Annotated in this window: 20 protein-coding genes, 1 pseudogene and 1 riboswitch; of the genes and pseudogenes, 10 read left to right on the forward strand and 11 right to left on the reverse strand. The window is 41.0% G+C overall.

The annotated features are described in order from the left end of the window. Nucleotides 1-235 precede the first annotated feature (235 nt). Nucleotides 236-733 (forward strand): SRPBCC family protein, encoded by a 498-nt coding sequence (locus AA0Y26_RS01730; RefSeq protein ID WP_413364560.1) that lies wholly within the window; start codon nucleotides 236-238, stop codon nucleotides 731-733. 354 nt (nucleotides 734-1,087) lie between these two features. Beyond that, nucleotides 1,088-1,891, forward strand: a complete 804-nt coding sequence (locus tag AA0Y26_RS01735; RefSeq protein WP_413364562.1) for an alpha/beta fold hydrolase — start codon at nucleotides 1,088-1,090, stop codon at nucleotides 1,889-1,891. 346 nt (nucleotides 1,892-2,237) lie between these two features. On the opposite strand, the pseudogene AA0Y26_RS01740 reads toward AA0Y26_RS01735, so the two are convergent. From AA0Y26_RS01740 to AA0Y26_RS01760, 5 genes and pseudogenes are all read right to left on the reverse strand, one after another. Beyond that, nucleotides 2,238-2,807 (reverse strand): annotated as a pseudogene (locus AA0Y26_RS01740) (toprim domain-containing protein); the annotation flags it as partial. Between the two features lie 268 nt (nucleotides 2,808-3,075). After that, the gene (locus AA0Y26_RS01745; protein WP_413364564.1) at nucleotides 3,076-3,444 is read right to left on the reverse strand and encodes a potassium channel family protein; all 369 of its coding nucleotides are present in this window, start codon (nucleotides 3,442-3,444) and stop codon (nucleotides 3,076-3,078) included. A gap of 64 nt (nucleotides 3,445-3,508) precedes the next feature. Next, entirely contained in the window at nucleotides 3,509-4,048 is a 540-nt protein-coding gene (locus tag AA0Y26_RS01750; RefSeq protein WP_413364565.1) for a PadR family transcriptional regulator, read from the reverse strand. Between the two features lie 43 nt (nucleotides 4,049-4,091). After that, entirely contained in the window at nucleotides 4,092-5,267 is a 1,176-nt protein-coding gene (locus AA0Y26_RS01755) for a YhgE/Pip domain-containing protein (RefSeq protein WP_413364567.1), read from the reverse strand. Between the two features lie 508 nt (nucleotides 5,268-5,775). Beyond that, a complete protein-coding gene (locus AA0Y26_RS01760; RefSeq protein WP_413364569.1) occupies nucleotides 5,776-6,144 on the reverse strand; it encodes a YidH family protein in 369 nt (122 codons plus the stop codon). A 284-nt stretch (nucleotides 6,145-6,428) separates the two neighbouring features. Between AA0Y26_RS01760 and AA0Y26_RS01765 the strand changes: the two genes are divergently transcribed. The 4 genes from AA0Y26_RS01765 to AA0Y26_RS01780 all read left to right on the forward strand — a co-directional run bounded on the left by AA0Y26_RS01765 (nucleotide 6,429) and on the right by AA0Y26_RS01780 (nucleotide 9,782). Then, nucleotides 6,429-7,034 carry a hypothetical protein gene (locus AA0Y26_RS01765; protein WP_413364571.1) on the forward strand — a complete coding sequence of 202 codons (606 nt, stop codon included), beginning with the start codon at nucleotides 6,429-6,431 and terminating at the stop codon, nucleotides 7,032-7,034. A 123-nt stretch (nucleotides 7,035-7,157) separates the two neighbouring features. Continuing rightward, the gene (gene ybaK, locus AA0Y26_RS01770; RefSeq protein ID WP_413364573.1) at nucleotides 7,158-7,643 is read left to right on the forward strand and encodes a Cys-tRNA(Pro) deacylase; all 486 of its coding nucleotides are present in this window, start codon (nucleotides 7,158-7,160) and stop codon (nucleotides 7,641-7,643) included. 139 nt (nucleotides 7,644-7,782) lie between these two features. Next, nucleotides 7,783-8,394: a YczE/YyaS/YitT family protein gene (locus AA0Y26_RS01775; RefSeq protein WP_413364575.1), complete on the forward strand. Its 612-nt coding sequence runs from the start codon at nucleotides 7,783-7,785 to the stop codon at nucleotides 8,392-8,394. Nucleotides 8,395-8,591: 197 nt separating this feature from the next. Continuing rightward, nucleotides 8,592-9,782 (forward strand): glycine C-acetyltransferase, encoded by a 1,191-nt coding sequence (locus AA0Y26_RS01780; RefSeq protein WP_413364577.1) that lies wholly within the window; start codon nucleotides 8,592-8,594, stop codon nucleotides 9,780-9,782. A 204-nt stretch (nucleotides 9,783-9,986) separates the two neighbouring features. Here AA0Y26_RS01780 and AA0Y26_RS01785 read toward each other — a convergent pair whose 3' ends face one another. The 5 genes from AA0Y26_RS01785 to AA0Y26_RS01805 form a co-directional block, all read right to left on the reverse strand. Then, a complete protein-coding gene (locus tag AA0Y26_RS01785) occupies nucleotides 9,987-11,120 on the reverse strand; it encodes an alpha-hydroxy acid oxidase (RefSeq protein WP_413364579.1) in 1,134 nt (377 codons plus the stop codon). 7 nt (nucleotides 11,121-11,127) lie between these two features. Then, nucleotides 11,128-11,799: a methionine ABC transporter permease gene (locus AA0Y26_RS01790; RefSeq protein ID WP_413364581.1), complete on the reverse strand. Its 672-nt coding sequence runs from the start codon at nucleotides 11,797-11,799 to the stop codon at nucleotides 11,128-11,130. Beyond that, complete coding sequence (locus tag AA0Y26_RS01795; protein ID WP_413364583.1) at nucleotides 11,792-12,817, reverse strand: methionine ABC transporter ATP-binding protein; 1,026 nt, start codon at nucleotides 12,815-12,817, stop codon at nucleotides 11,792-11,794. The genes AA0Y26_RS01790 and AA0Y26_RS01795 overlap by 8 nt, the downstream gene beginning before the upstream one ends. Before the next feature lie 67 nt (nucleotides 12,818-12,884). Further along, nucleotides 12,885-13,703 carry a MetQ/NlpA family ABC transporter substrate-binding protein gene (locus tag AA0Y26_RS01800; protein WP_413364585.1) on the reverse strand — a complete coding sequence of 273 codons (819 nt, stop codon included), beginning with the start codon at nucleotides 13,701-13,703 and terminating at the stop codon, nucleotides 12,885-12,887. A 99-nt stretch (nucleotides 13,704-13,802) separates the two neighbouring features. Beyond that, nucleotides 13,803-13,919, reverse strand: a riboswitch (SAM riboswitch). A gap of 118 nt (nucleotides 13,920-14,037) precedes the next feature. Next, nucleotides 14,038-15,216, reverse strand: coding sequence for a pyridoxal phosphate-dependent aminotransferase (locus AA0Y26_RS01805; protein WP_413364587.1), 1,179 nt, complete (start codon nucleotides 15,214-15,216; stop codon nucleotides 14,038-14,040). Between the two features lie 93 nt (nucleotides 15,217-15,309). Between AA0Y26_RS01805 and AA0Y26_RS01810 the strand changes: the two genes are divergently transcribed. The 4 genes from AA0Y26_RS01810 to AA0Y26_RS01825 all read left to right on the forward strand — a co-directional run bounded on the left by AA0Y26_RS01810 (nucleotide 15,310) and on the right by AA0Y26_RS01825 (nucleotide 19,413). After that, nucleotides 15,310-16,101, forward strand: a complete 792-nt coding sequence (locus tag AA0Y26_RS01810) for a carbon-nitrogen family hydrolase (RefSeq protein ID WP_413364589.1) — start codon at nucleotides 15,310-15,312, stop codon at nucleotides 16,099-16,101. A 179-nt stretch (nucleotides 16,102-16,280) separates the two neighbouring features. Then, nucleotides 16,281-17,534 carry a DNA polymerase thumb domain-containing protein gene (locus AA0Y26_RS01815; protein WP_413364591.1) on the forward strand — a complete coding sequence of 418 codons (1,254 nt, stop codon included), beginning with the start codon at nucleotides 16,281-16,283 and terminating at the stop codon, nucleotides 17,532-17,534. Nucleotides 17,535-17,550: 16 nt separating this feature from the next. Continuing rightward, nucleotides 17,551-17,871: a YolD-like family protein gene (locus AA0Y26_RS01820; RefSeq protein WP_413364592.1), complete on the forward strand. Its 321-nt coding sequence runs from the start codon at nucleotides 17,551-17,553 to the stop codon at nucleotides 17,869-17,871. Nucleotides 17,872-18,459: 588 nt separating this feature from the next. After that, nucleotides 18,460-19,413 (forward strand): L-threonine 3-dehydrogenase, encoded by a 954-nt coding sequence (locus tag AA0Y26_RS01825; protein ID WP_413364594.1) that lies wholly within the window; start codon nucleotides 18,460-18,462, stop codon nucleotides 19,411-19,413. A gap of 456 nt (nucleotides 19,414-19,869) precedes the next feature. On the opposite strand, the gene AA0Y26_RS01830 is transcribed toward AA0Y26_RS01825, so the two are convergent. Next, the gene (locus AA0Y26_RS01830) at nucleotides 19,870-20,481 is read right to left on the reverse strand and encodes a TetR/AcrR family transcriptional regulator (RefSeq protein WP_413364596.1); all 612 of its coding nucleotides are present in this window, start codon (nucleotides 20,479-20,481) and stop codon (nucleotides 19,870-19,872) included. Between the last annotated feature and the right edge of the window lie 94 nt (nucleotides 20,482-20,575).

A 20,575-nucleotide genomic window follows, 5' to 3' on the forward strand; every position in this document is an offset into this window, starting at 1 on the left:
TATTTACCTTAAAATATAAAGAGGGTTATGAAATAATTTACTTAAACAAAATGAAGATTTCTTCAATAAGTTGAAATGAATTTAAAAGGGATTAGGAGATGTTTAAAATAGATAATCAAGCTACTGAATGGCTTTGGTTTGACGAAAATTTTTAGAGCAATCGTTTGGATCTTTTTAACAAAGATTTATTAGAGGCAAAAAAGAAAGAACATTAAATTACATAAGGAGTGTTTGTATGAGTGAAGTATCGACTACCACTTTGAAAATGACAAGAAGTTTTGATGTAGCACCTGAAAGGGTTTTTGATGCATGGTTGAATTCAAAAATGATGAGAAAATGGTTTTTTACATTAGAAGGGACCAATAAGGTAGCACAAAATAATCCTCAAGCAGGTGGTACTTGGGAAATTGTTGACCATAGGGGAGGAAAGGATTACCGTGCGATTGGGGAGTACCTTGAAATTGATTCTGCGAAAAAAATCGTGTTTACTTTTAAGATGCCACAATTCAGCGAATTAGTTGATACGATTACAGTTGAGCTAAAAGAGCTCCACCAAGCCTGTGAGATGACGTTCACACAAGTGATCCATGTTGCTCATGAAGAAAATTGGACAGAGTCCGATATTGAAAAATCTGTTGCGGAGCATTACGATGGATCTGAACATGGCTGGGATTTGATGTTTATGGGGCTTAAAGAATTACTTGAGACAGAAGAAATTAGCTATAAAGGTTAGAAACAGTTTAAGTAATTCAGATGATTGTTGAAGATCACAGATATGAAGTGATAAATCATTTTTATAAAAACTGATCACAAGAGAAGAATCCATTTTGAGTTATTCCACAATCGGGTGCAATTCTTTAATAAAGAATGCGCCTTTTTCCATTAAAGGGGCATTTAATTGAATAACACTAAACAAGAAATATTTAGATATTCATGTGAAATTCGATTAAGTTTGTGATGTAATGTACTTAAACTAACGGAGCAGTTTGGTTAAACAATCCGGTTTGTTATAATTGTGATATATGGATGAGAGGATTAAATATACATATCGATACATCTGGTTTTTAAGGAAAGGGGAAATAAATACATGTCAATTTACCATAAAGTAATCGGGGAAGGGTATCCCGTCGTTATGTTACATGGCTGGACACTTGATCATCAAGTGATGTTACATGCAATGGAACCGTTATTCCAGAATCGAAACAGTTGGAAGAGAATATATATAGACTTGCCGGGGATGGGCCATTCAGAGGCACAACCATCTATTCAGAACTCTAATGATATGTTAGAAGCAATTTTACGTCTATTGGAAGAGCTTATACCTAATCAACCGTTTATTCTTTGTGGTAATTCATATGGCGCATACATTGCCAGAGGCATAGCCCGTTCAAAGCAGGAAATGGTTCGTGGATTACTGCTGATGGCACCAATGACTGTACCTGAGTTTGATGAAAGGTTAGTACCGCCTCAGACAGTTCTCAAAAGAGACATCGATTTAATATCGAGTTTGTCTCCAGAGGATGCGGATGAATTTTGTTCCATGGGGGTAGTGCAAGGTCAAACTGAATGGAAGAGGTTTCAAAATGAAATTTTACTTCCTTCTAAACAAACAAATAATGAATACTTAAATCACATTCGTCAAAATGGGTATGGTTTTACCTTCGACATTTCATCTAAACTTGAGTATCCCACGCTAATTATCACAGGGCGCCAGGATAATGTAGTCGGATACCACGATGCGTGGCGACTAATCGAGGATTATCCAAGGGCAACTTTTGCAGTTCTTGATATGGCTGGTCACAATCTACAAATCGAACAAAATGATGTGTTTAACGCATTAGTTCATAACTGGTTAGACAGACTTGAGTCGGAAAACTTTCTGCCGTTATAACTTCTCATAGAATTTGATTTCTTTTGAACTAACGGGTGTTTAGTGAGCTAACTATCTTCTACAATCGGGCGCAATTGTGGAACAACACATTTGGAAGTAATTACACTTTTTTATAAAAATCTCATACTTAGCTGAAATGAAAAACTTCATTTTAATCACTCTTATTTCAAAATGGAGTTTTTACATTTGCCTTTAAATACGGATTAAGTAGAATTTCTTAATCTACCTTTATTCCAACACAACACTTATATTATTATTTCACCTATATAAAGGCGAAATTCGTACAACCTGGATAAAATCTAGATTAACAAATTTCGCCCATGCTATTGACAGGATACAGGGATTAACGGCCACAATTCAACTGTGCATTAGAGCGTGTCGTCAAGGCCCGTGTTGCATTCAATCCAATATACCAATCTGCCTCCGAACGAGCTGCAGCTGCATGATACAGGTTCTCATATGCCTTTCCAGGTTTTAAGTTGTTGAAGCCTTCTTTAACCGCCTTGTCTGTTACGGAGGAAATCCATAGACGTTTGATCGGTTTATTGATCTTGGCCTTGGCGATAATCCAGCGTGCAGCAAGTTCACCTTCACGGTCTGTATCCGTTGCAATGATACTCTCATTTATATCACTGCAATTTAGTCAGGATTTTACTGCATTAAATTGCTTGCCGGACCGCTTGATGACCGTCAATTTCAGTCGTTCAGGCAGCATCGGCAGGCCTTCTGAATTCCAATTTTTGTATTTGTTAGCATACTTTTCAGGATCGGCGAGCGTCATAAGATGCCCGAAAGCCCATGTCACGATGTATTGATCTCCTTCTAAAAAAACATTTCCTTTTTTGTTACACTTCAGTACATTCGCAATAGCAAGCACTACTGAGGGCTTTTCTGCTAAAACTAAGCTTTTTGCCATTCTAAATAGCCTTTCTTGCATCCTTACTGTAAATATATAGCATAGTGACTCGGTTTAAGCATTTTATCATTTCCTTATTTGCTCAAGCGTGAAACAGGAAAAAATGACTCCGGCGGCATGCGGGAGTCATTTTCAATCTTTATAAAAAAGCAAGTCCTTGTCATAGAAATAACGTAAAAGGATGAGCCCTGCCTGTATGAAAATACCGCTCGCTGTTTTACCGCTGTTCTTACATTGCAGCGTCCTTTCCCTATCGAGACAAAGAGACTTATTTATTTTGGGAAGGATTTTCACCATTTTCCGAGGAGCTTTTGAAATCGACATCTAGAACTGCTTTACCGATGATGCCGATTAATCCAATCATAACCCCGACGCCTACAATCAAATACATCATTGTAAAAATTTTTCCGACTGTCGTAATGGGGGATAGACCGATTTCTACACTGCTGGGAATCAAGCTTACTACAGCAAAATAAATAGCATCTATATACGCCCATCCTTCAATTTTCGAATAAAATAATGTACCCGATAAAACAATGAGGAATAGGGTAGCAATCAACGATTTACATATAGGCTGCTTAATTGCTTTTATTAAAGCCTTCAACAGTCTTTTTGCTGTTAAGAAAAATGAAATCATCTATAGGTCCTTTCGGTGAATGATAGTGGAATAGAAACTGTTTTGAATGTAAAGAATCGATAGTTTAAATTTCTTCCTTCCGAATATGCTCAATGAGCCTTTCTAAAAATTGTATCGAGCCCTCTATTTTATATTTTGAATAGTCTTCCAGGAAATTCACAAATACTTTCTTTTCAGGTTCAACAGGAAAATGGCCGTCAAGCGTCGCTAGATATTCTCTTTTTTGTTTAAGAGAGCTTAATTTTTTCTCGATCAGTGAAATGGCTTTATCACGGTCTATATACTTCATATTGGCTAGGCCAATCACCATATCTCCAATCGTTTCTGCATTTTCAAATAGTTTATATATTTTTTTTGGCAATACTTCCCGTCCTTTAGCCGTAATGGCAAATACCTGCTTATCTGGACGGTTCTCCTCTTTAATTACCTCTTTGGCCTCAATAAAACCTTGTTTTGCTAATGATTCAAAATGATAGTACAGCTTACTCTCCGTTAGACCATTTACTGTGTCAAGAGGCTGCAATGCTGAGATTTGCTTCTTCAGTTTATATGGATACGTGTTTTCTTCCATCAGCTTGCTTAGAATAAAAATTTGAATTGCCATATTTTACGCTCCTTTGGCAAGTAATACTTTCATTGTAGCAAAATTAAGCTTGTACTTCAGTAGAATTCATTGATGGCGCAGCTTCTGCAACAGGCAGCGGTTTATGGAAAAATCGTACAATCAAGATGTTGATCAGCATGGCAGCGATCCCTACAGCAGCTAATCCGAAAATGTAAGGGCTCACGCTTGCACTGCCATAAATATTGGCAAAGTATGCTTGCACGGAGTAATACATTGGTGTAATATGGCTGACCCATTCAAAAGGCGTGTACATCATATCGCGTGTCAACGTCGCTCCGTTGGCAATCGTTTGTGTTAATAAAATAGGAATATTAACGATCATTCCTGCTTCACCAATCAGAAGAACAAAGATGGCTGTGAAGTTGAAGTTAACCCAGTAGTTTAGGATTTGTTGCCCTAAAATCGGCAGGAACAAATCCCCGCCTAGATCATTAATGCCATATGCCACACCTGTTGAAGCTAGTGCCGCCAAAATACCAATAAACACCGCTGTCAATTGCATGTAGATGAATAGGCGTGTTTTACTCGCTTTCCCACGGCTGGCTTTAAAAGCTCCGACTAACTGCATCGCTGCAATCATAGCTCCCACATATAAAGCCATTGTTAGAAACATAGGAAGCATATTATTGTGCATACCGTCCGGAATGTCATTGATTGTTACAACATTTGGGATATAAGTATTTTCAATCATCTCGGCCATTGCCCGGGCTTGCTCTTCAGGTACGTTAAAATTCATCAACATCCCCTGAGCTGTTTGCTGTGAAAACTGAGTGCTTAATTGATTATTAATTTGCGATACAACTTGTGCCATGGACGATGAAACGACAGTAGCTGCTGCCTCATTCATTGTAAAATCTATACTCGATGATATCTCGCCATTCTGCAGGTCGGCTGAAAATGTTTTCGGGATATGCACAACCAGCGCTAAATCATTTTCCTCTAATTGCTCGAGAGCCGTTTTATTAGAAATATCTTTTTCTATTTTTTTAAATGGCAGCTGTTCTGCTAAGCTATCCGCAATTTGTCCTCCATACTCTCCTTCATCATCATTGATGATAGCAATCGGCAGCCGATCGATATTTCCTGGAATAGCTGTATAACCTGGCAAGAAAATTCCCAGCATACATACTGCATAAAAAATCCCCATAAAAATAGAGGCGATAGCGCCTTTGCTCTTGAGAAACTCTGTAAACTTCATTTGTTATATCCTTTCAATTCATGACTTTTCATCATTTAGTTAGTATAATTAAAATAGTTTAATTTGAGTAGTTAATTTAAACTATGTTTGCTATTCTACAAAATCTTTATTCTATTTTCAATGAAAAGGAAGCAGACTTAGTATTTTTTTCTTTATTGTTTGTCGAAGTTGTGAAGATAACATCAGCCACATGACAGAAAGTAAAGGGTGATTGTCCCAGTAATAAGCAAGGTATAAAAGAGATAAGAATAGAAAGCTTAAAACAAAATTCATCTTTATTTCTATTCCAATGGAGAAATTGCTTACTGAAGGAGAATGCCCATTGTCAACGGGCACATTAGCTGGATTCTAAGAATGTAAAAAGGGAACTAGTTAGATTACAAGAGGATGAATAGAACTGGTTATTTATAGGGATTTCCACGAAAAGTATAAATAAAAGAGGCTGTCGAATCGTGGGACAGCCTCTTTTCCTATTGTTTCTACTATAGTAAAGGGGACATGATAAGTCTTAAAAAAGCAGGAAGAAATAAAAGAGGATAAGTAAAATCATAATACCAAGCATGATGGAGATAAGCGTAATGTGCCGATCGGAGGGATAGAATTTCTCTTCCATAATATAGCGGCGCTTTTTTTTATAATTCCTAGTCGTAGTGATAATGATGACAAATCCAAATATGCAGGCAAAGATTCCTACAAGTACAGATAGTATATCAATTAAAGGGTCACGTATATTTCCAATCGTGAAATGGAGGCTGGTTGCCAGGAAGCCTACTCCAACAATAGAGATAGCGGTCCGTATCCAAGCAAGATAGGTTCGTTCGTTTGCCAGGTGCTGCTGGGCATATTTCAACTGCTGCTTTGCTTCTTCTTCAGTCAATGACATTTCCTCCTTCTATTGAAAGTCATTTCATGGTAGTGAATTGCTGAGTTCTTCTATTATAAACTGTTTTGAATAGGAAAGTGAAAAATAGACGTTAATAAGAGGGGATTTTATTGAGTCTTTTGAACTGGTTTTGTTTTCAAAGAAAGAAGGGGAAAAGTAATTTATGGATTTATTTATCTGGTTATTAGGAATTATTTGTAATCACGGCCCATATAATTTCGAATAAAGAGCCGATAAAAATCATAAATGGAATCCAAAGGCTGAGGAGGTGGAGAAAAATGAAACTGCCGCAATTGTTAAGTAGTTCAACCATAGAGATCGAAGCTCGGAAGCGTGCGCTGCAAAAACGTGAAGCAGGACAAGCATATCGTAAAAATGCACAATATCAATCACCGAAAAACCCATTACTCGAGGCTTTGGAGAATTTACTTTCCGGAAAGACAGAAAGAGATTTGCATACGACGGGTCAAGAAAAAAGAGCAATAGATGGATTATTTGTAAAAGATCCCTTCAGTGAGAAGGAGCAATTTGAAAATGACCAAAACCTTGCACTGAAATCAGCGGTACCAACTTCGCATGAAGTGCCGCGAGTAACCGATGTGCCAAATGTACAGGAAGAAGCAGGGCAGCAAGAAGAGTCAACGAATGATGAGAAGCTGGTCAATTTTTCAGAAGCTGAAAAGGTAGAAGTACCCGAGCGTTTTATAGGCAGCTTTGCTGAGCGTAATTCCTCACAAGGAATGTCATTGTCTGGACGCCCAATTGAAGATAGGGGATATCAACGCCTATTCCAGCTGGCAAGTGTAAACTATTCAAACCATATTGCAATGGTGAAAAATGGCTATCGTTCATTCGATGAACCGACATTTTCTAAAACAGCATAATAGCTTGGAAGACATGAACGAAACCGCTGATGCGGTATTCTTCATGTCTTTTTATCATTATTAGGCTGTTTGGCTTGTTGGGTCTTTGCGCTATAATAAGTGAAAAGAAAGAGGGGGATAAGGATGGCAAAAAAAGCTGCCAAAACGAATGCAGTACGGTTAATCGAGCAGCAAAAGGTACCTTATGAGTTGTTTGAATATACATCAGAAGATGGGCAGGCAGTGGATGGAATAACAGTTGCAGGAAAAATAGGTCAGCCTGTTGCCGCTGTGTTTAAAACGTTGCTCGCTACGGCCGGAACAAACCGCTATTATGTGTTCGTTGTTCCTGTAGCCTCCGAGCTTCATTTAAAAATGGCTGCAAAAGCCGCTGGTGAAAAGAAGATTGAAATGCTGGCGGTGAAGGAGCTTCAAAATGTAACGGGTTACGTGCGCGGCGGTTGTTCACCCGTCGGTATGAAGAAATTATTCCCGACATTTATAGATGCTTCGGCAGAATCACTTGAAGAGATCATTGTGAGCGCAGGCAAAATTGGCATGCAGGTTAAGCTTACCCCAGCGGATTTGGCAAAGATTACGAAAGCAGCATTTGCTCCGCTGACGGATTGATCATCAGTCCTCGGGTGAGAAGTGTGACATCGTGTTTGTAGACTTCCATTCATTTTTCTATTTAAATCTCACTCTATAAGGAATATAATCGATTCATCTACAACTAGAAAGATGACAATCTTTAGAAGGAAGGTACATCATGTCGAAACAATTTAAATGGCGATGGGCGTTTTTCCTTGGAGGACTGCTTGTCATGGCGCTTGGTATCACGCTGACTATTAAAGGCCGTGTCGTCGGGACAGGACCATGGGATGTCCTGCATATTGGTCTGTTCAAGCAATTTGGCCTGTCAATCGGCACTTGGTCGATTTTGACAGGGCTTTTTATTATTCTGGCTACATCTCTTTATTTAAGGGAATGGCCGCGTATTGGTACATGGCTGAACATGCTGCTGGTCGGTACCTTTATTGATTTATTTAATTGGCTGCTGCCGGAGACGGATGTTTTTGTAGGGGAGTTCGTCTACTTTTTTGCAGGTTTTGTCGTACTAAGTGTAGGATGCGGACTCTATATCTCTGCAGAGCTTGGAGCGGGACCTCGTGATTCCGTAATGATGATTATCGTAGAAAAGTTCGGAGGTTCTGTCCGGATGGCGCGCGCAATCCTGGAAGTGATTGCAGCAGCAGCTGGCTGGCTGCTTGGCGGGCCGGTAGGATTGGGTACTGTGATATTAGCCCTAGGAACAGGTTATCTTATTCAGCCGAGTCTTCATTATTTTAGAAGAAAGCTACACGAATTAATCGAAGCGTAGCTGTGGATAAAAAAGTTATCCACAGCTAATTTTCTAAAAATAGAAAGAAATTCACTACTTATTCACAAATATTCTGAATAATCAACAGATAAATGTGGGTAAGAGCTCGAAATGTGTATAACTTTATCATTTCGATGACACGGAAAGAAAATATGCTAAAATGTTAATAGTCTGAAAAGTGAAAGGGATGAACAGCTTTGTCACACGTATTGGAACAATTTCTAAATGAAAATTTACAAGAGTTGCGCGACCAGGGTCTTTACAATGAAATCGACCCAGTAGAGGGAGCAAACGGACCGATTATTCAAGTACGAGGGAAAAATCTGATTAATTTATCGTCAAATAACTATCTTGGCCTTGCTACAAATGAAGAATTGAAGCGTATCGCGAAAGAAGCGACTGACCGGTACGGCGTAGGAGCAGGCGCTGTTCGTACAATTAACGGAACGCTCGACCTTCATGTGAAGCTGGAAGAGACACTTGCAAAATTCAAAGGGACGGAAGCTGCAATTAGCTACCAGTCTGGTTTTAACTGTAACATGGCAGCGATCTCTGCCGTGATGGATAAAAATGATGCTATTCTTTCAGATCAATTGAATCATGCTTCTATCATTGACGGCTGTCGTCTGTCGAAGGCAAAAATTATTGCTTATAATCATTCGGATATGGATGATCTACGCAAAAAGGCGAAAGAAGCAAAAGAGTCAGGTCTTTACAATAAAGTGATGGTCATTACAGATGGTGTCTTCTCAATGGATGGCGATATTGCCAAGCTGCCGGAAATTGTAGAAATTGCGAAGGAATTCGACTTAATTACTTATGTGGATGATGCACATGGTTCAGGTGTAACAGGAAAAGGTGCCGGCACGGTAAAACATTTTGGCTTGCAAAAAGAGATTGATTTCCAAATAGGAACATTGTCAAAAGCAATTGGTGTCGTAGGCGGCTATGTTGCTGGGAAACAGAATCTAATCGATTGGTTAAAGGTTCGTTCACGTCCATTTTTATTTTCTACGGCATTACCGCCAGGCGATGTTGCAGCGATTACACGTGCAGTAGAGATGCTGATGGAATCGACAGAGCTGCATGATCAGCTTTGGGAAAATGGCGACTATTTGAAAGCAGGCTTGAAGAAGCTTGGCTTTAATATCGGGGAATCTGAAACGCCGATTACACCATGTATTGTCGGAGATGAAAAGCTAACACAGGAATTTTCCCGCCGTTTATTTGAGGAAGGTGTCTACGCGAAATCTATTGTATTCCCGACGGTACCAAAAGGAACGGGACGCGTCCGCAACATGCCGACTGCGGCACATACAAAGAAAATGCTGGATGATGCATTAGCAATCTATGAAAAAGTGGGACGCGAGCTGGGCGTCATTCAATAAGAAAATTCATCATTATGTTCGAGCTGCTTCTATCTTTGATAGGAGCAGCTTTTATATACGGCAATAAGAAAAGAGCTGTCCGGAAAGTTTCAACTTTCTAGACAGCTCTGTTTTTGATACATATTTATCAAGGAGCATTACTTCTGTAAGTGTTATATCGAGGTGTTACCATCTTCATCGTAAAGAGACTTTTAGATATCCTCTCTATTCTCGAATAAGTGCGAGCGTTTGGAGGTCCGCAACTGTCCGCTGCCCGGCCAGGCCCATGGACACTTTGAATTCACTATATAAATTTTGCATGACTTGATATACACCATTCTCCCCATCATAGGCAAGGCCATAGACAAATGGGCGGCCTATGCATACGGCTGCAGCACCGAGTGCCAATGCCTTTAGTGCATCAATTCCGCGGTACACACCACCGTCTAAGAGCACCGGTACACGATGATCTACAGCTTTCACAATGGCAGGAAGTGCATCGAGGCTTCCAATGACACCATCCAATTGGCGTCCCCCGTGATTAGAGACGATGATTCCATCTACTCCAGCTTCAATGGCCAGACGCGCATCTTCCGGGTGTAAAATACCTTTAATTAGAAGAGGCACACGAAGGCGGCTTTTTAACTCACGGATATTTTCCCAATTTAATGTAGGATGAAAAATATTGGCGAGAACACCTTCTATATACGATTCAAATGACTCATCCTTCAAAGAAGCTGTAAAGATAGGATCATTCATATAATTTCCACGTGCCAGGCCAAGCTTTAAAGGCGAAAACTGATTACGTACATCCTCCTCACGCCAGCCAAGCATGACTGTATCAACTGTCAAAACGATTGCTTCAAAGCCGGCATTCTCTGCTCTGGCAGCCATGCTATAGGCAATTTCTTCATTCGTCGACCAGTATAGCTGAAACCATTTTGTATGAGCTGGGGCAGTATCTGCTACTTCCTCGAGTGAATAGCTGGAGACAGTACTTTGAATATAAGGCATTCCAAGTTTTTCAGCTGCGCGTACAACGGCTAATTCTCCTTGTTCATGCGCCATTTGATTCATCCCGACCGGTGCGAATAAAAAGGGGGTGGGATGTTTTTTGCCGAACAGTTCGATAGAGGTATCAGGCTCGGAGACATCTGTTAAAAAGCGGGGAATAATAGAATACTTCGTAAAGGCCTTGCGATTGTTACGAAGTGATTGTTCGCCGCCAGCTCCCGAGCGGATATAGCCATATGGCCCAGCTGGGAGCTTTTCCGCCACAGCTTCTTCTAAATCTTCGAAGCAAATTGGAAAGGGCTTGTCGCCCTGAATATTTTTTAAAAGTAAGTCTTCCTTCGTCATTAACTTATCAGTCCTTTTTCAGCTTAGCAGCAATACGGTTGCCGATTGATTGAACTACCTGTACTAAAATAATGAGAATGAACACAGCAGCATACATTACATCCACCTGGAAACGGATGTGGCCATAGCGGTAAGCTAAGTCGCCTAAACCACCTGCACCAACAAGTCCTGCCATCGCGGTTGCCCCAATTAGTCCGACTGTAGCAATTGTCAGGCCAAGAATAATAGAGGAGCGTGCTTCACGCAGCAGTACATTCCAAATAATATGGCGGCGCTTGATCCCCATTGCTGTATAAGCTTCCATTACACCTGGGGACACCTCAAGAAGAGCAGTCTCCAGAAGACGGGCGATATAAGGTGCTGTATAGACGACAAGCGGTACGATAACGCCCTTAACTCCAATCGTCGTGCCAACAAGAAATTTCGTCAGCGGCAGGATGAAGAATAATAAGATGATAAATGGAATGGAACGGATAATATTAATGAGCAGATTAGATATTTGGTAAATCCATTTATTTTCAAATGACTGTCCGGGACGTGTTAATACGAGCATCAGCCCGAGCGGCACCCCGAGAACAATTGAAATGACGAGGGAAATGGACGTCATCTGGAATGTTTCTAGCAATGCCTCCCAAATAATCGGTCCCCACTGCTCCAAAAAGCCTTTATCATTATTCATTTGCTCCACCTCCCAATATATCAATTTGTACGCCGTTGTCTTTTAAGTACTGGGTGATGGCGGTAATCTCAGCAGCGGTTCCATTTATATGGACAACAATATTGCCGACAATACCGTTTTTAAGTTCAATGATGTTGGCTGCCAAGATGTTTGGCTGCACATGGAATCGACTTGCTACATCCGCAATAAGCGGCTTTCCTGTACTTTCACCGACAAATGTGAGGCGGATGACGGCACCTGTCAAATTCAACTGTTCAATCAGCGAATCTGATAGATTCCGTTGTGAAATTGTATTTAAAAACTTACGCGTCGTGGGATGCTGGGGCTTTGTAAACAGCTCAATTGCTGTATTATGCTCCACAAGCCTGCCTTTCTCCAAGACATATACATAATCGCAGATTTTTTGAATGACATTCATTTCGTGTGTGATTAAAAGGATGGTAATGCCGAGTTTTTCGTTGATTTCAAGGAGCAGGTCCAGGATGGAGTCCGTTGTTTCAGGATCCAGGGCACTTGTCGCTTCGTCACTAAGCAGAATTTCAGGTTCCTGTGATAGGGAGCGTGCAATAGCCACACGCTGCTTCTGACCGCCCGACAGTTGGTTCGGATAGCTTGTCAGCTTATCTGTTAAGCCAACGATTTCTGCATATTTTTTTACCTTTTGTTCTACTTCCTGTTTGTTATGTCCTAATAGCTTTAAAGGTATAGCAATATTATCGTAGACTGTCGCTGTTTTTAGTAAATTAAAATGCTGAAATATCATTCCGATTTTTTGTCGTGATTGTCGAAGCTGTTCTGGGGAAGCTTCTGTCAGATCAATACCGTTAATGATTACCTTGCCGCTTGTTGGACGTTCGAGAAGGTTGACACATCGGATGAGTGTACTTTTACCTGCACCCGAATAGCCGATTACCCCGTGGATCTCACCTTTTTTAACTTGTATATCTACCTGGTCAACAGCAGTAACTGTGCCGTTTTTTGCTTCGAATTGTTTAACAACCGATTGGAGTTGAATCATTGTTTTCCGCCTTTCTAGCTAAAAAGCTACCGGCGTCAATGCCGATAACTTTTGGCCATGTATTGGATTAGAAGCCTGGAATGACAGCTCCATCGTATGTTTCTTCAATGTATTGGCGCACTTCTTCTGAATGATATGCTTCGATGAATTTCTTCAAGTCTTCACTGTCTTCATCACCAGGACGTACAACAATTACATTTACATAAGGGGAGTCTGCAGATTCAAGCAGGATAGAATCATCTTTAGGACTCAAGCCTGCCTCCATTGCAAAGTTTGTATTGATAGCGGCAAATTCCACTTCTGCGAGCTGAGTTGGGATTTGTGCCGCCTCTAATTCGATAAATTCCAGGTTTTTTGGATTTTCTTCAATATCATAGATTGTTCCGTTAATGCCTACGCCCTCAGCCAATGTGATATAGCCGGCATCAGCCAGTACCGCTAGTGCGCGTCCGCCGTTTGTTGGGTCGTTAGGAATGGCAACCTTTGAACCTTCCGGGACAGCATCGATCGACTCATATTTCTCTGAATAGAAGCCCATTGGGTTTAAGATTGTCTCTGCTACAGCCACAAGTTCCTCTCCACGGTCATTATTAAAGTTGTCCAGGAAAGGCTCATGCTGGAAGTTGTTTACGTCCAGATCTCCCTCTACTAGTGCTGTATTCGGCAGCACGTAATCAGAAAACACTTCAATCTGTACTTCCAAATCATTTTTTGCTGCTATTTCAGCGGCCACTTCTGTAATTTCTTCATGCAGGCCTGCTGTTACGCCGACCTTGATCACACCATCATTTAATTTTGAGGCTGAATCTTCATCGCTGCTGCATGCTGCGAGTGATAGGGCAAGTGCTGCACCTGCGAATAAATAACCAAATTTTTTTGTTTTCATAGATGATTCCTCCAACGTGTTTGTATTTGTCCTTTAATAAAAAATGCCTCTCCTTTGAAAAGAGAGGCATGAATAGACAAAGACAATATTCAAACACCACTCTTATCTTTCAAAACGAATTCGTTTTGTAGGAATTAGCACCTTGCAAATGCGTCTTTCGCATATGCTGGTTGCTGAGCTTCATCGGGCCAGTCCCTCAGCTACTCTTAATAAGAGAGAAACACTATATTAAAAAACTATGAAACTTAATATACAGACTATTTATTAGTTTCGCAATAGTATTTTATTATTTTTCTAAAAAAAATTACGCGCAACTGCTTTTTGCGAAAGAAAATTACTTAACAGGTATTTGAAAAAGTCCTAACTTTTCTACACGAGCAATCGCCTCTTTCAGCCGTTCTTCTGAAACGAGCAGACCAACGCGTATATAGCCTTCCCCGTATTCACCAAAACCATTGCCTGCTGCGACGGCAACATCCGCATTGTCTAGCAGCAAATCAGCAAACTGCTGGCTGGTAAATCCTTTTGGAACAGGCAGCCAGGCGAAAAATGAGCCTTTGGGTGCCTGCACATTCCAGCCGATACGTCTTGCTTCTTTCACGAGTATATTGCGGCGTCTTTCGTATGTATCGCGCAATCCCTCTACACTATTCTGCTCAGCTGTTAAAGCCTCGGCAGCTGCATGCTGGATAGCGGGGAAGATACTGCAAAACAGGTGATCTTGAATCAAATTAATCGCTTCAATCATTTTTTCATTACCAACAGCAAACCCGACACGCCATCCGGCCATATTATACGATTTTGATAGTGTGTACAATTCAATGCCGACATCTTTAGCGCCTTCTGCCTGCAGGAAGCTAACCGGCTTTATACCGTCAAATCCGAGTGCTCCATATGCAAAGTCATGCGCGACAGCAATATGGTGTTGCTTTGCAAAGGCAACTGTTTTTTCAAAAAATTGCTGGTCTGCCACACCTCCAGTAGGATTGTTCGGATAATTGATGTACATCATTTTGGCACGGTCTTTTATTTTCTCGGGCAGCGCATCATAGTCGGGCAGGAAGTTATTCTCTTTTATGAGCGGCATTGTATCAAATTTTACATCTGCAAGTGCGACACCTGATAAATAATCTGGATAGCCCGGATCCGGCAGCAGCATTGTATCTCCAGGATTCAACATAGCTAACGGTAATTCCACAAGTCCAACTTTTGTCCCTCCTAATATAGCCACTTCTTTATCGGGATTGATGTCCACATTATATTCGCGTTTGTAAAATTCAGCTGCTGCCCGGCGAAGTTCGGGAATCCCGCGAAACGGCGAGTATTTATGTGTAGATGGATCAGCTGCCGCCTCCTGTAAGGCTTCGATAATATGTGGGGGAGTTGGCTGATCAGGGTTACCTTGTCCTAAATTGATGATGTCGCGTCCCTCTGCAACTGCCTGCGCTACTTTTCCAGCAAGCGCAGCAAAAAATTGAGGTGGAAGCTGCTGTAGTCTAGTCGAAAATTCCATTTTATAAATCACCTATTTTTCAGAATATATTAAAAATTATACGAACCATGTTATGATATTTAAGAGAAAAAGTCTATAGGCGGTGTAGGAATTATGAAAATCGGATGTATTCAACTAAATATGGGGTTTGGAAAAGTAGAAGAGAATTATGAACGTGCCGAGAAATTTATCCGGGAAGCAGCAGAAAAGGGAGCAGAAATTATTGTTTTACCGGAAATGTGGAACACCGGTTACGCACTGGAAAAACTAGAAGAGCTGGCCGATGTAGATGGGGAACGTACAAAAGCCTTTTTGACCCGGTTGGCAAAAGAACTTGGTGTTCATATCGTTGGCGGCTCCGTTTCAGTAAAAAAGGGAGATAAATTTTACAATACGATGTATACGGTAAATAAAGAAGGAGAGCTTGCCGGAGAATATAATAAGGCTCATCTATTCCGGTTGATGGACGAGCACCTTTATTTAGAGGCGGGCTCAGAAATGAACCGTTTTGCGCTAGGAGATTTGGAGGCTGGTGGTGTCATCTGCTACGATATCCGTTTCCCTGAATGGCTCCGCAGCCACGCACTGTCCGGCGCGAAGGTATTGTTTGTACCAGCACAATGGCCAACCCCTCGCATTGATCATTGGAAAACACTGTTACAGGCACGTGCTATTGAAAATCAATGCTTTGTGATTGCAGTGAACCGTATTTCAAGAAAGCCAGAAAATTTTAATGGTCAATCGATGGTTATCCAGCCATGGGGCGAAGTGTTGTGGACAGGAGCAGAAGATGAGGAACTGGCAATCATTGATGTAGATTTCTCGATTGTAGATGAAGTGCGTGGAAGAATTCCTGTTTATGATGATCGCAGACCTGAATTGTATGAAACAGTAATAAAAAAATAATAAAAAAATAAAGCGCGTGGCCTTCCACTGATGGAAGGCCTTTTGCTATTTTCAGTATTATTGGCTGCATACTAATCAAAGAATTTATGATTAAAAGCTTCAATTTTTGGGACTTTTAGGTTGTCGTCTCAATTGTCTCATTTTAATATAGGAACAAACGTTCTTTTTGAGGTGATTGGATGTATGAGAAGGCGCCAAATAAATCAATTATGTGTATTGATATGAGATGCTTTTATGCAAGCTGTATGGCACATCTTCACAATCTTGATGTAATGAAAGTACCGATTGCGGTTATTGGGAGCTTTCAGCAGCCGGGGAGTATTGTACTAGCCGCTTCACCACCGATGAAGAAACGCTTCGGCATTAAAACGGGCTCCCGCTATTTTGAAATTCCAAAGCATCCAGATATCCGATTATTTGAACCGAAGATGGAGTTTTTTGTACGTATCTCGATGGAAATCACACGCCTTTTCAATCAGTTCGTACCAAAGGAGGCAATCCATGTGTACAGTGTAGATGAAAGCTTTATTGATTTGACTGGAACGGAAAGGCTATGGGGCCCGCCCGAACAGACAGCGAGAAGAATCCAGCGCTGGATTTACGAGCAGTTCGAGATTCCGAGTGCTGTCGGAATGGGGCCTAATATGCTGATGGCGAAGCTGGCGCTTGATTTGGAAGCTAAAAAGAAGGGCTTTGCTAAATGGACCTATGAAGATGTTCCCAAAAAGCTTTGGCCGGTATCTCCACTGTCCAGCATGTGGGGCATTGGTGCAAGGACAGAGCGCACATTGAATCATATGGGTATCTTTAGTGTGTATGATCTTGCACATACCGATCTCGCTGTTTTAGAAAAACGTTTTGGTATTTTAGGAAACCAGCTATATTATCATGCATGGGGAATCGACCATTCACTCATTGGTGCCCCCATTTTAAATGGACAGGTGAGCTATGGGAAAGGGCAGATCTTAATGCGTGACTACCGTACAAGGGAAGAAATTTTGACGGTTATTCTCGAAATGTGTGAGGATGTGGCGGGAAGGGCAAGAGAAGCATCTATGGTTGGACGTACTATTTCTCTTGGGCTCGGCTATAGTAAACATGCATTTGGCGGAGGTTTTCAGCACGCTAAAACGATTGATGAACCGACAAATGATACCCTCGTAATTTATAAAGTTTGTGTCGATCTGCTTGACACATTTTATGCCGAACGTCCGGCACGCCAGCTCACGGTGACGCTGCATAACCTGGAAAGTGAGCATTCAATGCAGCTGAGTCTGTTTGATGAACAAAAATGGCGGAGGAGGAAGCTTGGGATGGTCATGGATGCTATCCGAGCGAAATATGGGTCAACAGCTCTCTTGCGTGCCGTTTCCTACACAGAAGCAGGAACTGCACTTGGACGGAGTACGTTACTTGGTGGACATAAGAAGTAAGGAGAATGTGCTGAAAATGAATAGAGATAGAGGAACCATCAAATGGAACGCTATGATGCTGCCGGAACATGTTAAATTGCTGCGTGAATGGAAAGAGGAGGATGAAAAAGCAGAAAAGCCGAATCTCGATGAGTGGGCGTTGGAGGAATTGAGCAATCAGATTACACTAGCTTATCAACACCGGCTGCCTATTCAGTTAACAGTCTGGAAAGAGAAAAAAGCGGCTGAATGGGTGACCGTTATTGAAAGGATTGATTATAACCAGCAATCTATTTATACGGAAGAAGGTAAGGCAATTGCCATTCAACACCTTTATAGTGCAATCATAATGGATTAATGCTGGAAATACGTATGTTTTCAAAAAGGTACAGAGCGATGAAAGCTTTAGGTTGGAAAAATATATAAAGGGGAATAGGCAAAGCAATCAGCGCACCTTTCTTGAGAAAACAGCGAAAATACCAATCCGTCACGGCAGGAAGGTAGATGCATATAATAACGGGGAAAGCAGACTGTTAGCTTCGGTTATATCATTGCGCATATTGGTTCTCAGTCGTCGAAAAATAAATATAATTATCATATTTGCCCCCTGAATTTAGCACTAAAAAGAAAAAAATACCGTCATTTTAAAGTTATAAAAAGGAATAGGCTGTCCAATAAGCCAAACTTATCGGGCAGCTTCTTCATGTAAATTGTACTAAAAAGATTTAATCTGCCAGTAGTTGCAACATAACTGATTTATTTATGTTTTAGGGTTGTCTTTTTTCGTGCGGCTTCATTTTTTCGAGTTGAATGGAAAAATGAAATAAAAATATTGTACTTTCGAAGAGGACGTTATATAATGCGATTAGCTAATGAAGGTTGATATATTAGTGTTTCTGTGTACTTGTGGAATGTACAAATGTTTCGCATCAGAGGAGGGCTTCTATTGAAAAAGATTATGGTTACAGGCGCGCTTGGTCAGATTGGTTCTGAACTAGTAGTGAAACTGCGTGAAATATATGGAACGGATGCCGTTTTGGCTACGGATATCCGCAAGGTCGAAAATAGCGCGGGTCCATTTGAGGTATTGGATGTAACAGACGACAAGCGTATGTTTACGCTTGCGAAAGATTTCGGTGCAGATACGATGATTCACATGGCTGCATTACTTTCTGCAACAGCTGAAAAGAATCCGTTGCTCGCATGGAATTTAAACATGGGTGGGTTAGTGAATGCGCTGGAAGTAGCTCGCGAACTCGATATGCAATTTTTTACGCCAAGTTCAATTGGTGCATTTGGGCCAACAACCCCAAAAGATGAAACACCGCAAGATACATTGCAGCGGCCAACAACGATGTATGGTGTAAATAAAGTAGCAGGAGAACTGCTATGCGATTACTATCATACAAAATATGGACTTGATACACGCGGAGTACGATTCCCTGGTTTAATTTCATATGTTACACCTCCAGGAGGAGGAACGACTGATTATGCAGTCGATATTTATTACAAAGCAATTGAAGAAGGGCGCTATACTTCCTACATTGCAGAAGGCACGTACATGGACATGATGTATATGCCGGATGCACTTCAGGCAATTGTCGATCTAATGGAAGCAGATGGCAGCAAGCTTATCCATCGTAATGCCTTCAATATTTCAGCAATGAGTTTCGACCCGGAGGAAATCGCTACGGAAGTCAAAAAGCATATCCCTCACTTCAAAATGAGCTATAATGTTGACCCGGCTCGTCAGACCATTGCAGATAGCTGGCCGAATGCCATTGATTCCTCAGCTGCACGTGAGGAATGGGGCTTTAAAGCAGAGTATGACTTAGCGAAAATGACGATTGATATGCTGGAAAAGCTGAAAAGAAAGTTAGAAAGAAAAGCAATTTCTTAATAGACAATAGAAAGCGGTTGTCCTATCGGGCACCGCTTTTCCGTTTTAAATAATAAGATATCTGATTATGTTGAAGCGTTCAGAAGCTTACTATGGCATTTAAAAGTGAGACAAAGGTTCACCATCTTACATATTTACGAATGAAGTAACCAAACAGGCGGGCCGATATACGCATTAACGAAGCTGGGATAAAAAGGGGTAAAATCCGTTCGTTTGTATGGAAGCAGCAGTACTAAAAGAATTCATAAAACAAGCTACGGAAAATTTATATGAAATTTACTCGCAGCTGATGATCGGCTGATATGACAACAAAGAGCTGTACAGAAGGTGAAAACTCTCTGTGCAGCTCTATTGTTCTTGGAACTTCTCCCTTAAAAGTATTACTTTTGCGGAAGTCGTACAAAAAGCTATCATCCTTGCCGCAACATGGGCGGATCCGTTTTTTAAATGCCATCCTTAAGGGTACCGCTGTAACCCTGCCAAGACGACAGCGGTGAAGTGATTCATCTCTTTCACCAGGTCGAAAGTTTCGTTATGAATGAGCCAATCATACACATTGGCACGCATGCAGCGCTGAATGACAGCCTGCATTTCCTCAGGCTCTATATCCTGCCGGAATTCCCCTGTCTGGATACCTTCCTCAACATACTGATTGAGAATCTGAAAGATTTTACGCTGAGGGCTGATTAAATAATGATCTTGCCCTGCATGATTCGTTATAGCGGCCGTATAGACAGTCCGCATGACGTCCTTTCCGGCGACTGTGGTTAAATAAATCATCTGTTCTGCATAGATTTTAAGAATTTTTTGGCTCGCTGGAAGGTGGGAATCAATTTTCTTTTCTACTGTCATATAAAAATTATCCAGCTCTTTGAACTTTTCTAAAATAACATCGTACTTGGATGGAAAGTGCGTATAAAACGTTCCCTTAGATACGTCACAAGCCTTTGTAATTTGCTCGATCGAAACGTGTTCGAAACCATACTTACCGAATAACTCCAGTGATTTAGCAAGTAATTTTTCACGGGTTTCCAATGCCTTCTTTTGCCGCTCAGTTAAATTTTTCATAAAACTCTCCTCATTACATACTATTTAAAGATAATAAAATATTGATAAAGTGTTTAAAAGAGAAAAAATGCGCATTGACGATGGAAAATGCAGC

Origin of the sequence: Lysinibacillus canaveralius (assembly GCF_047301505.1) — a bacterium.
In the GTDB taxonomy this organism is placed as follows: domain Bacteria; phylum Bacillota; class Bacilli; order Bacillales_A; family Planococcaceae; genus Lysinibacillus_B.